Below are 12,800 nucleotides of genomic sequence, written 5' to 3'. Positions count from 1 at the left end.
GTCGCCCCGTGCCTCATTCGAAGATCCGCAGATCGAGCAGGCCCGGCATCGCGGCGAGCGCGAAGTCGTACCGGTTCAGCGGCGTACGCGCTGCGACGATCATCGCCTCGAACTGCAGCTGCGACAGGCCCAGGGCAGGCGGCTCAGCCGGGGCGCTGGGCCGGCGCACGTACGCAGCTGGTGAGGCATCCAGGCCGCCGAGCCGCCAGCGGCTCGATGCCCCGCTCGGCGCACCAGCCCAGGACGACCCGTAAAGCAGCAGCGCGTCGGCTGCACCTGCAGCGCCTTCGAGCAAGGCGGTCATCACCCGACGATGGACGTACTCTCGCGACCGCTATGCCATCCCGCACCGCTCTGCATACGGCAGATGCGGACATTCTAGAAGGAGAATTCCTCCGGGGCCCCTTCGCCGACGCGGCCGTCTACCGCTTCACGGAGGATGTCGGCGTGACCCGTGTGCCGGGCGTACTCCTCGACCATGTCCAGGAGCATGGCGCGGACGGTCGGCGTGCGGCCGTCGGGCCAGGTGAAGGAAGCGAATCCGTCGAGCCCGCGTTCCCGGATGACCTCGGCCACGAGCTCACGCGACCGCTCGACAGCGTCTCGCCAGACCCTGTAGACCTCCTCCGGAGCGTCCAGCGCTCCGGTCCGCCATTCCCAGTCGGAGTCCGCGTCGAAATCCACGGCGTCCCACGGGGCTCCGTACTGCCGACCAGCCAGCTTCACCGCCAGCCAGTCCGCCTCGACCAGGGCCACATGTTTGACCAGACCGCCGAGCGTCATCGTGCTGGCGGCCGTCGTCGCCCGCAATCCCTTCTCATCGAGCCCCGACGTCTTCCAGGCGAAGGTCCGCCGGTTGCGCTCAAGAACGGACAGCAAGGACTCGGCCTCGGCCGAGTACGCCGACAGCGAAGGATCTGTCACGGACTCACTCATGATCGGAGCATAGCCAGCGGGTGGTGGCTATGCGGCGTGGCTGTTCGATGTCGGGACCGCGCCCTCTGCGCACGACTCGGCCGGTCCATGACGCTCAAGGAACCCGCATCTACGTCAGTGAGGTACCCCATGGTCGGCGGTGCTCCTGGCGGTGGCTGCAGGTCCTCAACGCGATCGTGTGGAAGATCCGGTCCGGGGTGCCGTGGCGGATCTGCCTGTGCGGTACGGGCCCGCCGGCTCGGCTGAAGTTCAGCCGGTGGGGGCGGTCGGGCCGATGACTGCGAGGAGTTGCAGCTTGTCGTGGCTTTCGCTGCCGGGTGCCGCGGTGTACACGAGAAGCGAGTGCGAGTCCTGTGGGTCGAGCAGGATCTGGCAGTTGAGCTCGAGCAGGCCGACCTCGGGATGCCGGTAGCGTTTGAGGTCTCTGGGGGTGAGACCGATCTGGTGTTCCTTCCACAGGCTGCGGAACTCCTCGCTGCGCGCGGTGAGCAGCTCGGCGAGGTGGGCGGCCTTCGACTCCGGGCCGCGGCGGGTGAGGACGCCACGCAGCCCGGAGACGTAGAGGCGGGAGTAGAACTCGTGATCTTCAGGCGGGTGCAGGTCGCGGGCGGCCGGGTCGGTGAACCACCGGTACCCGATGCTGCGTGACGGCCCGGCGTGGCGCGTGGCGTCACCGACGAGCGCGACCCCGAGCGGGGTCTGGCGCAGGGTCTCGCCGAGCTCGGTGACGATCTCGGCCGGAGTGTCGGTGAGGCGGTCGAATATGCGCAGCATGCCAGGACTGATGTGATCGCTGCCGCCGCCGCGCGGCGGCGGCTCGTGACCGGCGAGCCTGAGCAGGTGGTCGCGCTCGTCACGGGACAGGTGAAGGCCCTGGGCGATGGAAGCGATCATCTGGGCTGAAGGCTGCGGTCCGCGCTCGCGCTCGAGGCGTGAGTAGTAGTCGGTGGACATGTGGGACAGCGCGGCTACCTCTTCGCGGCGCAGGCCGCCGGTGCGGCGGCGCCGGCCACGGGGCAAGCCGACGTCCTCGGGTTGCAGCGCCTCGCGCCGGGTACGGAGGAACTGAGCCAGCCCTGCTCGATCGATCACACATGCATCCTCCCCCAGCCCGCGGCTGCTCAGCCACGGATCGTCAGGCCGTGGATAACCGTCGCGATGCCAGGCATCGTCGTTGACAAGAGCGGATCACCCATACACCCGGGAGCGGAACATGGCACGCAGGCAGCACGACATCGTGATACCCGATCTGAGCGGCAGGCGGGCGGTGGTCACCGGAGCCAGCGACGGCATCGGGCTGGGCATCGCGGCGAGGCTCGCCGGTGCGGGCGCCGAGGTGGTCATGCCCGTGCGCAACCTGCGCAAGGGCGAGACGGCCGTCGCGAAGATCCGGGCGAAGCACTCGGGCGCGAGGCTGTTGCTGGCAGAACTGGATCTGTCGTCGCTGGCGTCGGTCGCGGCGCTGGGCGAGAAGCTCATCGCCGGGGGTGAGCCGATCCACTTCTTGATCAACAACGCCGGTCTGATGACGCCCCCGTCGCGGCAGACCACGGCAGACGGGTTCGAGGTGCAGCTGGGCACAAACCACCTCGGACATTTCGCGCTCACCGGCCGGCTGCTGCCGCTGCTGAAGGCAGGACGTGCCCGAGTGACGTCACAGACGAGCATCGCCGCCCGCACCGGGAAGATCAACTGGGATGACCTCAACGAGGAGCAGTCCTACGACGCGATGCGCGCCTACCGGCAGTCCAAGCTCGCCGTCGGGCTGTTCGGACTGGAGCTCAGCCGCCGCAGCCGGGCCGAGGGCTGGGGCGTCACCAGCAACATCAGCCACCCGGGCGTCGCGCCGACCAGCCTGCTGGCCGCCCGACCGGAGCTGGGACGGGCCAAGGACACCACCGGCGTACGGGTCATCCGCTGGCTGTCGGCCCGCGGCATCCTCGTAGGCACTGTGGAGACCGCGCAGCTGCCGGCCCTGCTCGCCGCGACGTCGCCGCAGGCAGAGGACGGCGGTTTCTACGGCCCGCAGGGCCCAGGCAACGCCGGCGGCCCTCCCGGCGAGCAGAAGCCATGGGCGCCGCTGCGCGACGTAGCTACCGCGTCGCGGTTGTGGACCGCGTCCGAGGAGCTGACCGGCGTGACCTTCGGCTGAGCCGGGTCAACGGCGCACCCGGTACCGGATCTGGCTGGCATCTGATGGGCACGCGGGCCGTCTCCAAGGGCATCACGTGGGTGGCGAGATGCCCGGATCGACGGCCTAAGATCCGGTGCACGCTCATCGGCATGAGCACGCGGACAGCGGCCGATGCGGACGCGGGCCCCGGCGGCGGGGGACCGTGGTCGGATCACGGGGCGAAATCGGCCGCAATGTGTTCTACGTTGTCCGCATGCTTGCCGATCGTTCGACGGACGACCTCACCATCCGGCCGCTGACGCCTGACACCTGGCGTGCCTTCGCCGACCTTGTCGAGCGGCACAACGGCGTGTTCGGCGGGTGCTGGTGCACCTATTTCCACTCGCTGTCACGCGACCCGGACCGCACCTACGAGAGCAATCGCGACCTGAAGTGCCAACTGGTCGAGCAGGGGCGTGCACACGCCGCACTGGTCTTCGACGGCGACGAGGCCGTGGCCTGGGCGGAGTTCGGGCCGCCGGAGGAGCTGCCGAACCTCCACCATCGCCAGGAGTACGAGGCGGGCCTCGTGACGGCGCCCGACTACCGGATCACCTGCATCTTCGTGGATCGACGCTACCGCCGCGGCGGCGTCGCTGCACTGGCACTACGAGCAGCGCTGGACCTGATCTCCCAGGCGGGCGGCGGGGTGGTCGAGGGATACCCGCACGACATGTCGAAGCAGCCCGAAGGCAAGAAGATGTCGTCCTCCTTCCTCTACAACGGCACCCGCAGGATGTACGAGGAGGCCGGCTTCACCTACCAGCGGCCGAAGGGACTGAAGAACTGCGTCATGATCCAGACGATCGCTCCGGCCTGACAATCCTCGCGGACAACCAGCTGTTGCTGGTCAGGGCGTTGGTGACGGTGCGTAGTGGCGGGCGAGGTCGGTGGCGAGGGCGCGGAGGTGGGCCCTGGCTTCGGCGGGGCCGTGCACGGTGATGGCGCTCCCGAACGGCAGCAACGCTCGCACGTCCTCAAGCTGCATGAAGCGGATTGTCACCGTGTGGCCGGTGGCGGATTCCTCGTGGTTGTCCCGGACGAGTCGCGGGCCGAAAATCCGCTGCGCCCGCTCGATCTGGGTCTGGTCGATGGTGGCGCTGACCTCGATCGCGTGGCCGTGTGCCCACTGGTCGATGAGCGCTGCAGCGACGGTGGCCAGGGTCTGGTTCGGGCGGATCCGTCGTGGCTGGTCGAGTTCGTTCCACGTCGTGATCCGTTCGAGTCGGTACATCCGTGGCGCTCGGGCGCAGTCGGCGACGAGATACCAGACACCGGCCTTGGCGAGCAGCCCGTAGGGATCCACGACCACGCCACCTGGGGGTGACTCGCGTGGGCTGTCGTACGCGATCCGCAGTCGTCGGCCGCGCCGCACCGGTCCGATCAGCGAAGCCGGAGTCGCGCCGGACGGTCGCGACTGGAGCCAGGGACGGCTGTCCACGTGCACGACGTCGGCGAGCGGCAGGAGCTCGTGAACTCGACGTGACTGTGCCGCGGCGAGCTTGGCGAGCGCGCGCCGGCTCTCGCCCGATGCATTGAGCTCCGCGCGCTGCTTGTCGTCCAGCCCGATGAGCGAGAGATGATCACGCTCGCCGGGCGTGAGCCGCGTGAGGTCGGGCCCGGATCCGGGCAGCATCGCCACGCCGCCGAGTCGGCCCCGGTGCGCGGTCACCGGCAGACCGGCGTCGCGGAGCCAGTTCAGGTCCCGGGTGATGGTTCGCAGGGAGACCCCGAGCGCCGAGGCGAGCTCCTGGGTGGTCGCGCCATCCCTCGATTCGAGCAGCAGCATCAGTGCGAAGAAGCGGTCCGGGGTCACAGACCAAGTCTTCCAGTAATTACGACACCATACGGCGTATATTCTGGTCAGGCTGGTGGATGCGTACCTGCCACCTGCGAGAAGGAACAACCATGACCACATCCGTCGTGTCCATCGTCTATGTGAACGACGCGCCCGCCGCAGCCCGCTTCTACGGCGACCTGCTCGGCATCACCCCTTCGCTCGAGACTCCGGGATACATCACCTTCGACCTCGGGCCAGGCGCTGACCTCGCTCTGTGGTCCGGCCAGTTCGAGGACCTGTCGCCCGACGTGCCGCGTACCAGTGAGGTCTGCCTGGCCATCGAAGGCGGACGACCCGACGAGATCAACGCGATCTTCCAGCAGTGGCGGTCCAAGGGCGTCACCATCCTGCACGAGCCCCACGACGCGGGATTCGGCCTGACCTTCCTCGCGGCCGACCCTGACGGAAACCGCATCCGGGTCGCACCGAAAGACTGAAAGCGCCCATGCGGCAGGCGCGCACGTAAGTGTCGCGCCTGCCGTTGGCTGCCTTCGGCGCGCTTACATCGGCAGATCCGAGCGGACTTCAGGATTGGTTCTGGGGTCGGTGCCGTTCTGCCAGGGCGCCCGTACCGAGTCCGGAGAGACCGCCGAGCGGACGTCTGGGTGTGCTACTACGTTGATGAGCTGCTCGCGGAGGATCTCTGCGTGTCCGCAGTGCTGGGCGAGCTCGCGCAGCATGTGGAGATACACCCAGCGCAGTGGGACCGGACCCCGCCGGTGGCCGGTCAGGATGTCGTCGAGACCCAGCGACGACGTCGCGCGGCGGGATGCCTCGCATGCTTCGCGGTGGGCCTGCTGGACCGTGGCGATGGTGTCGGCATCATCGAGGACGAACGACTCGTCCGATGCCGCGGGGATGCCGATCTCGGCCCGCGACCGGCCCGTGATGGCCTCGTCGAACCAGATCTTCTCGACGAAGGTCGCGTGTTTTACCAGGCCCAGCAGTGTGGTCTGGGAGGCGACCAGCGATCGGCGTACCTGCTCCTCGGTCAGCCCGTCCAGATAGCCGTTGAGCGCACCGCGGTGCTCGTCGAGGAACGCCTCGAACTGGGCACCTGGCGGCAGCTCGACGACCCGGTCGGAGAAAGTAGGTGGGAAGGAAGGCATGGGCAGAGCATTCCAGACCGTCGCCCGGAGCCGGCGGCGGAATCGCGCAACCCGCACAGGCGCGGTGGTGGCGGCTGGTCTGTGTGGATCGGCCGCCGGTGGGTCACCGCTGGGACGAGCCGGCTTGTTCTCCGAGCATGATGCGGCGCTTGCCGACCTCGAACGCCTCTGTGCTCAGGGCTCCCGCGTCCCGCTGGTCGGCCAACTGTCGGATCATCGCGACGCGATCGATCCTCGGTTCCGCGACGGTGAGGTCGGCTTTGAGCGCGTCGAACTCCTCGCGGGTGAGGGCTCCCGTACTCCGCAGATCGTTGAGGGCCTTCAGCCGCGACCAGGGGTCGCGCGGGGCCTTCGCCGGACCGCCGGACCGCCGCGAGCCGCCGCCCTTGGTCCGTGACCCGTCGCCGCGCCGGCGGCGGACCAGCTGAACGACTCCGACGACCCCGACGACCAGGCCCATCGGGATGAACACCGCAGCCACGATGGAAGCACCGAGGCGCGCGTCCGGCGGCATCGACTCCTGGGTAAGCACCTTGATCAGCATGGCCGCGCCGCCGCCGGCGAAGCCGGCCGTCCACAGGAACTGCCCGGCGCCCGGTGCGGTGAAGTTGTTTCTGCTCACGATGATCCCTGCGATCCACATGAGCGCACCGGCCATCGACAGCCAGAACAAGGCATCCGAGCCCTCCGGGCAGGGACGCGCGATCTCGTACGGGCCGCCTGATGCGCAGCTGCCGATGTCGAGCACTTGGTTGAGCCCGATGCCCAGCAGCACGACGCCGGCCAGGCCGATCACCAGGCAGGCGACTTCACGTACGACGGGCTTCATCCACGCTCCAGAATGGGCTTCAGATACTTCGAAGGGTGTGCCACCAGGCCATCCTTCCTACTGGTCCTTCTCACAGGGTGTCGGATCTCGGGGGTGGAACTTCAGTCTGGTGACCAGTAGGAGTCAGGTGGCGGGCAGGTCATTGTGCTGAATGCTTGCTATGGGGGGAGTGGGCGGTTTTGGCCTTGCCTGGTGGCTGGCCGAGGCGTGGTTCGTCCTGGACCGGTCAACGGCAGTCGCCCTGGCGACACCGGTCGGTCCGCTGTCGACGACGCCGTTGGATGGTAAGCCACGCCGGAGATTACACCGGCAACATCATCCAAGGCACGTCACCCGCTTGGCGGACTCCCGGGCGCGATCTCAACGGATCACGTGGTCGTCTGCTATAGCCGCCGTAACGGGACCGCCTATGCCGAGCGGCTGGCCGGAGTTCCGGTTGCCGCCGGTGTGCCCGTCTGGTTCGACAGACAGATCTGCTCCGGTCACGTCGCTGCCGCAGCGTGCACCCACGTGCCGAGGTTGAGCGGGCCATGCTAACCGGCGTCGTCCGGTTGGATCCAGCGTGCGATCGTTGCGTACCTGGCCGCCTGCGCACCCGTGTGGAACGCCCAGTAGCGGTCGCCGTAGGACCAGTGCCACCACTGCGTCGGGTAGTTCACCAGGCCCACCGCTTGCAGGGCTCGGGCCAGCTCGTTGCGGTGACGCCGGGCCTGCGGCGGGAGGTCGGCGCAATCGGTGTAGCACGCCTCGGACGCGATGTCGTTGAGCTGCGAGCCGAGCCACAGCTCGGCGCCGTCGGCATCACACAGGGTGAGGTCGACGGCGGCGCCCGCGACGTGCCCGGAAACCTCCGGCGGGGCGACGAAGCGGCTGGTCTCCTGGCGCAGCCAGGCGGCGTTGCGGTGCGGATGGGCCCGAGTGAGGTTGTCCAACCGCAGTGTGTAGCTGTCGGCCTGCACCTCGAGCGGACGGTAGCCCTCCACGATGAGCAGTCGAATGCCGATCGGCAGCATGGTCTGGGCGGTGACGAGCCGGTCCACGACACCCGCGCGGAGGTGGGCGTACTCGCCGGCCGGGTCGGCGAGCCTCGGGTCGAGGCGCAGGGCGGGTGCCCGGCGCAGGTCTTGAAGCGGTTCACCGCACTCGTGCACGGCGATGGCGCTGATGGCTTGATCGCCTAGCAGCATGATGTCGGACATGATCTACCTCGGGTTGGGTTTGGCTTTCCGAGCACAATGACCGGGGCCGCTAAAGAGTTGCTTAAACCCGGCGGGTCAACGCGCGTTCGGGGGCACGGACCGCATGGTCCGTGCCCCCGGGGACGAGTTACGAAGATCTAGTAGGGGTACGGGGCACCCGAACCGGCCGAGCCGTAGCCGAAGACGTAGTCGGCGGTGCCGGCACTGTTGGAGTTCTTCAGGTAGAACGTGTGGCCGCCGGTCTCCCAGGTCCCGATGCTGGTGACGCCATCGCCGTTCCAGTCGCCGGCGACCGGGACGTGGCTGCCGCCGCCGTAGGCGATGACGTAGTCGGCGGTGCCGGCGCTGTTGGAGTTGTGCAGGTAGAAGGTGCCCGCGCTGGGTACGTAGGTGCCGATGGTGTCGATGCCGTCGTTGTTCCAGTCGCCGACCACCGGCTTGTGCCCGCCGCCGCCGTAGCCGAAGACGTAGTCGGCGGTGCCGGCACTGTTGGAGTTGTGCAGGTAGAACGTGGCCGCGCTGGCCACGTAGGTGCCGATGGTGTCGATGCCGTCGCCGTTCCAGTCGCCGACCACCGGGTAGTGCCCCGCGCCGCCGTAGCTGAAGATGTAGTCGGCGGTGCCGGAGCTGTTGGAGTTCTTCAGGTAGAACTGGCCTGAGCTGGGCCGGAAGATGCCGATGGTGTCGATGCCGTCGCCGTTCCAGTCGCCGGCCACCGGGATGTCACCGCACCCGCTGCAGCCGTAGCCGAACACGTAGTCAGCGGCACCGGAGCTGTTGGAGTTCTTCAGGTAGAAGGTGCTCGACGCGGTGTCCCAGCTGCCGATGGTGGTGGTGCCGTCACCGTTCCAGTCCCCGGCTACCGGGATGTGTCCGTTGTAGGTGTCGACAACGTTCTTGTACCCGAACGCGCTGTAGTTGGTGGCGGTCCACGAATCGATGGTGCCCGACGTGAGGCTGGCGGTGCGGTATTTGACGTCGTTGCTGCCGAACGAGTAGTACTCGAAGGTTGGATACGCCGGTGCCCACCGGGCGAAGAGCACCACGTGTCCGCTGGGGCCGCTTCCGCCGACGGTCAGGATGTCGCCTGCCTTCAGATCCTGCTTGGCGACCGGATTGGCGTAGGTGCTCGTTCCCAGGCCGACCGAGTTCGGGTCGGCATTGAGGTGCCAGGCCATGTCGATGAGCCCGGAGCAGTCGCGTCGATACATTCTCGTATTGCCGACGTCCCATTTGTCGGTGGCATTCGGGTTGTAGGTCACCGGGTTGGTGCTGAGCCAGTGCGCGGCGCGGTCGAGGATCTCCTGGCGGCTGATCTGTCCGCCGAGCGAGGACGCGGCGTGGGCGGCCTGCGGAGTCGCCGTCATGCTGGAGGCGGCCCCGCCGACGATGCCGAAGGCGGCTGCGGCAATGGCGGCCAATGCGGTGGTGAGGACTCGGGTAAGCGCTTTGTTTGTCATGCCGAAAGACTGCGGGCAGGCGCCAAAACTCCGCTAAAGCGCGGCTTAACCGCTCGGTTTAGTGCCGGTGAGCTCGGCATACTCCCGCGCATTGCGGTCGTGGAAGGCGCTCAGTGCTCGCGATTCAAGCTCCGCCGACAGGTCCGTTCTGCCCTGCGCGGCGTACACCAGGGACAGGTCGTGTTCGGTGCGCGCCGTCCACAGCGGGGCCTCCAAAACCGATAGAACCTCCCTGGCCGCGATGAGCTGGGCCTCGGCTTGGTCCAGCTCGCCTCGGGCCAGATACCACTCGCCGAGTACGCGCAGCGTCGCGCCCTGCCCCCAGCGGTCCTCCATCGTCCGGCTGACCTCCAGCGCCCATTCGAGCTCTTCGCGTACGTCGTCGCTCGGGTCAAGCCGGAAGCGTGCCTTGCACATGGCCCGCACGGCGAAGGCCTCCAACAGTTCGTCGCCGAGATCGCTGAATATCTGTCGCGATCGGCCGCACAGCTCGATCGACTCGGCGTAGTTGCCCAGAGCCCGATGGAAGAGCCCGAGCGTGCGTAGCGTCAGCGCCTCGCCGCGGCGGCTACCTGCCCGCTGGTAGCAGCTCAGGGCCTCCTGCAGGTCTGCCAGGGCCTGGCTGAAATCACCTGCTTCCAGGCGCACCGATCCGGCTAGGCGCTGGGCATAGCCGATCCCGATGTCGTCGTCGAGACCCCGCAGCAGGCCGACCGCCTGGTCCAGAAAGTGCAGTGCTTCCAGCAGGAAGCCCGATTCGCGGCATGCCGCGCCCAGCCCGGCCAAGGTGGCTGCCTGCCCACGCTCGTCACCCAGCTCGCGAAAGCGCCCGAGTGCCTCCCGGAACAGCAGGCGTGACTCGTCGAACCGGTCGTGCAGGTAGCGCAACTGGCCCATCTCTGCGGTCATCACCGCCTCGATGCGCAGGTCCCCGGCGGTGCGGGCCGCGTTGAGCACCGCGTCGATGATCCGGGCGCGGGTGTCGAAGCGATTGGCCCCGCTCAGCACGGCCGAGTACTGCTCGGGCGCGAAGTCGCAGGCCAGCTCGTGCAGACCCAGCGCCGCCGCCCGTTCCACCCCGGCCACCATGCAGATCTGCTCCGCTTCGAACCAGGCGCGCGGGTCGTCCAGCGGCGGACCGACCACACCGTGATCTCGCGTCACCCGCCAGCGAATGTCGTCAGGCTGCGTCTCCTTGGCGGCACGATCTACATAGGACAGCCAGCCGATCAGGACCCTGGTCACCGAGGCTCGTAACTGTTCGAGCGGCTCGGTAGCCTCTGCGTTCTCCCTGGCCCAGATGCGGACCAGGTCGTGCAGGCCGTAGCGCAGGTTGCCCAGCCGATCCACTCCCGAGAACTCGACGAGCTGGGCATCGACCAGGCGCTCGATCACATCTTCCGCGTCCGCCTCAGACACCCCGGTAAGCCAGCCCACGGTCCACGCCGCGAAGTCGGGTACGCCGAAGAATCCGATCCGACCCAGCGCCAGTTTGCTCACCGAGTCGAGGGCCTGGTGGCTCAGCTCGATGCTTGCCCGTACGCCCATATCCTGGATGGACAGCTCATCGAGCCTGCGTGTCTCATCGGCGAGCCGATCGGCCAGCCAGCTCAGCGGCAGTCGGCCGCGGCTGGCGAGCCGGGCACCGGCGATGCGGATCGCGAGCGGGAGCCCACCGCAATGCCCCACAATCTGCCGCGCCGCATCAAGGTCCTGGCGCACACGCTGTTCCCCGACCACGTGGCTGAGCAGCTCGATCGCCTCCCCCGCAGCGAGGACGCCGAGTTCGGTCAGCTGCGCCCCGGCCAGACCGGTGAGCCGGTCCCGAGACGTGATCAGCACTGAGCTCTGCGGTGTCGCCGGTATGAGCGGCTGGATCTGAGCCAGGTTGCGCGCATCGTCGAGCAGGATCAACACCCGCCTGCCCTCCAGCAGGCCCCGGAACAGCTCGGCCCGCTCGACGGTGGACTCCGGTATCCGGCCCGCCTCCACGCCCAACGCTCGCAGAAAGCGCGCCAGCACCTCAGCGGGCTCGGCCGGGTTGTCACTCATTCCGCGCAGCTCGGCATGCAACTGGCCATCGGGATACCACGATGCCAGGGACCTGGCGACGTGAGCTGCCAAGGCCGACTTGCCGCAGCCACCCTGCCCGGCGATGATCTGCAGCCTGCTTCGACCCGGGCGGGTCAGGACGGTGATCTCCTCGCTTCGGCCGGTGAAATCATCCGGTACGCGGGGAAGCTGGGTGGGTACCCGATGCTGCCTTTGCTGAAGGTCCCCACGCAAGATGCCCTCATGCAGCGCGACCAGTTCAGGCCCGGGGTCCAACCCCAGCTCCTGGGCGAGGTGTTCGCGGCACTCGCGGAAGGTGGCCAGCGCGTCGGCCTGCTTGCCCTGCCGCTGCAACGCGAGCATGAACTGCCCACGCAATCGCTCGTTGGCCGGGTGCTGGGCCACCAACCTGGCGAGCTCGCCGACGAGCTGGTCGTGGAGTCCGAGCTCCAGCTCTGCGGCGATCCGCTCCTCCGTGGCGGACAGTCGCTGCTGCTCCAGGCGGAGCGCCTCGCTCACCAGCACCGCCTGCTCCAGCCCGCCCAGCGCCGGGCCCCGCCACAGCTCCAGTGCCATGCGCAGCAGCCCGACCCGCTGGGCTCCCGTCACCGTACGGCTCTGCTCGACCAGGCGCAGGAAAACGTCTCGGTCCACCGCCTCGGCGGGAACCTGCAACACGTAGCCCGGCGCCTGGGTGACGATCACGTCAGGCAGGCCGTGGTCGGCCAGGTTGCGGCGCAGCGTCGAGACGTACACCTGGATCAGCGACCGAACCGTCTCCGGCGGATCCTCGCCCCAGATGATGTCGATCAGGCGGTGGGTGGCCACGACATGGCCTCGTTCGAGCATGAGCAGCGCCAGCAACGCCTTCGGTTTCGCCCCGCCGAGCGGCACCGACGTCTCGCCAGACCACACCTCAACCGAGCCGAGCAACCTGAACCTCAACACGCCCCCCGTATTTCCGGCTGCGTTGAACGTATGTGGCTCAGCGGTGAGCGTCAATCAACGAGGCACGCAGCCCGGCCGCTCCCACGCTGCCGCCTGTCATGCGCTCGGTATTGGAAAGCACCAGGCCGCGATGACCGCAGGCCCCGCCGAGATTGCCACCGCGGAAAGCGGCAGCCTGTCCGCAAGCCGACCGACCGGAGTCCGGCTGGCTCGGCCGCCATCGACACCGCGCGCCTCGACGCAACGGCAACAGG

General features: G+C 68.2%; 12 protein-coding genes. 3 read left to right on the top strand and 9 right to left on the bottom strand.

Annotated elements, in window-relative coordinates; genetic code table 11:
• Positions 1-13: 13 nt before the first annotated feature.
• The 3 genes from F4553_RS04145 to F4553_RS04135 all read right to left on the bottom strand — a co-directional run bounded on the left by F4553_RS04145 (position 14) and on the right by F4553_RS04135 (position 2,028).
• Positions 14-304, bottom strand: coding sequence for a hypothetical protein (locus tag F4553_RS04145; RefSeq protein WP_184832222.1), 291 nt, complete (start codon positions 302-304; stop codon positions 14-16).
• A gap of 74 nt (positions 305-378) precedes the next feature.
• Positions 379-936: a DinB family protein gene (locus F4553_RS04140; protein ID WP_184832220.1), complete on the bottom strand. Its 558-nt coding sequence runs from the start codon at positions 934-936 to the stop codon at positions 379-381.
• Positions 937-1,185: 249 nt separating this feature from the next.
• The gene (locus F4553_RS04135; protein ID WP_184832218.1) at positions 1,186-2,028 is read right to left on the bottom strand and encodes a helix-turn-helix transcriptional regulator; all 843 of its coding nucleotides are present in this window, start codon (positions 2,026-2,028) and stop codon (positions 1,186-1,188) included.
• Between the two features lie 121 nt (positions 2,029-2,149).
• On the opposite strand from F4553_RS04135, the gene F4553_RS04130 reads away from it, so the two are divergent.
• Together F4553_RS04130 and F4553_RS04125 are read left to right on the top strand one after the other, a co-directional pair.
• Entirely contained in the window at positions 2,150-3,088 is a 939-nt protein-coding gene (locus F4553_RS04130; RefSeq protein WP_184832216.1) for an SDR family oxidoreductase, read from the top strand.
• Positions 3,089-3,323: 235 nt separating this feature from the next.
• Positions 3,324-3,929: a GNAT family N-acetyltransferase gene (locus tag F4553_RS04125; protein ID WP_184832214.1), complete on the top strand. Its 606-nt coding sequence runs from the start codon at positions 3,324-3,326 to the stop codon at positions 3,927-3,929.
• A gap of 30 nt (positions 3,930-3,959) precedes the next feature.
• On the opposite strand, the gene F4553_RS04120 is transcribed toward F4553_RS04125, so the two are convergent.
• Positions 3,960-4,925: a helix-turn-helix transcriptional regulator gene (locus tag F4553_RS04120; RefSeq protein WP_184832212.1), complete on the bottom strand. Its 966-nt coding sequence runs from the start codon at positions 4,923-4,925 to the stop codon at positions 3,960-3,962.
• Positions 4,926-5,017: 92 nt separating this feature from the next.
• On the opposite strand from F4553_RS04120, the gene F4553_RS04115 reads away from it, so the two are divergent.
• Positions 5,018-5,386 carry a VOC family protein gene (locus tag F4553_RS04115; protein WP_184832204.1) on the top strand — a complete coding sequence of 123 codons (369 nt, stop codon included), beginning with the start codon at positions 5,018-5,020 and terminating at the stop codon, positions 5,384-5,386.
• 63 nt (positions 5,387-5,449) lie between these two features.
• Here the strand turns inward: F4553_RS04115 and F4553_RS04110 are convergent, their stop codons facing one another.
• From F4553_RS04110 to F4553_RS04090, 5 genes are all read right to left on the bottom strand, one after another.
• Positions 5,450-6,058 (bottom strand): DinB family protein, encoded by a 609-nt coding sequence (locus tag F4553_RS04110; RefSeq protein ID WP_184832196.1) that lies wholly within the window; start codon positions 6,056-6,058, stop codon positions 5,450-5,452.
• 103 nt (positions 6,059-6,161) lie between these two features.
• Positions 6,162-6,887 (bottom strand): SHOCT domain-containing protein, encoded by a 726-nt coding sequence (locus F4553_RS04105; RefSeq protein ID WP_184832194.1) that lies wholly within the window; start codon positions 6,885-6,887, stop codon positions 6,162-6,164.
• Positions 6,888-7,420: 533 nt separating this feature from the next.
• Positions 7,421-8,086 (bottom strand): M15 family metallopeptidase, encoded by a 666-nt coding sequence (locus F4553_RS04100; protein ID WP_184832192.1) that lies wholly within the window; start codon positions 8,084-8,086, stop codon positions 7,421-7,423.
• 137 nt (positions 8,087-8,223) lie between these two features.
• Complete coding sequence (locus tag F4553_RS04095; protein WP_184832182.1) at positions 8,224-9,546, bottom strand: FG-GAP repeat domain-containing protein; 1,323 nt, start codon at positions 9,544-9,546, stop codon at positions 8,224-8,226.
• Between the two features lie 45 nt (positions 9,547-9,591).
• Positions 9,592-12,531: an AfsR/SARP family transcriptional regulator gene (locus tag F4553_RS04090; protein ID WP_221469687.1), complete on the bottom strand. Its 2,940-nt coding sequence runs from the start codon at positions 12,529-12,531 to the stop codon at positions 9,592-9,594.
• Positions 12,532-12,800: the final 269 nt, after the last annotated feature.

The sequence above is a fragment of the Allocatelliglobosispora scoriae genome (assembly GCF_014204945.1).
In the GTDB taxonomy this organism is placed as follows: Bacteria; Actinomycetota; Actinomycetes; order Mycobacteriales; family Micromonosporaceae; genus Allocatelliglobosispora; species Allocatelliglobosispora scoriae.
This window is presented reverse-complemented; position numbering and strand designations above follow the sequence as displayed.

Excerpts from the sequence above, each read along its gene's own strand:
- F4553_RS04145 (WP_184832222.1), bottom strand. The coding sequence starts at position 304 with ATGACCGCCTTGCTCGAAGGCGCTGCAGGTGCAGCCGACGCGCTGCTG.
- F4553_RS04140 (WP_184832220.1), bottom strand. The coding sequence starts at position 936 with ATGAGTGAGTCCGTGACAGATCCTTCGCTGTCGGCGTACTCGGCCGAG.
- F4553_RS04130 (WP_184832216.1), top strand. The coding sequence starts at position 2,150 with ATGGCACGCAGGCAGCACGACATCGTGATACCCGATCTGAGCGGCAGG.
- F4553_RS04125 (WP_184832214.1), top strand. The coding sequence starts at position 3,324 with ATGCTTGCCGATCGTTCGACGGACGACCTCACCATCCGGCCGCTGACG.
- F4553_RS04115 (WP_184832204.1), top strand. The coding sequence starts at position 5,018 with ATGACCACATCCGTCGTGTCCATCGTCTATGTGAACGACGCGCCCGCC.
- F4553_RS04110 (WP_184832196.1), bottom strand. The coding sequence starts at position 6,058 with ATGCCTTCCTTCCCACCTACTTTCTCCGACCGGGTCGTCGAGCTGCCG.
- F4553_RS04105 (WP_184832194.1), bottom strand. The coding sequence starts at position 6,887 with ATGAAGCCCGTCGTACGTGAAGTCGCCTGCCTGGTGATCGGCCTGGCC.
- F4553_RS04100 (WP_184832192.1), bottom strand. The coding sequence starts at position 8,086 with ATGTCCGACATCATGCTGCTAGGCGATCAAGCCATCAGCGCCATCGCC.
- F4553_RS04095 (WP_184832182.1), bottom strand. The coding sequence starts at position 9,546 with ATGACAAACAAAGCGCTTACCCGAGTCCTCACCACCGCATTGGCCGCC.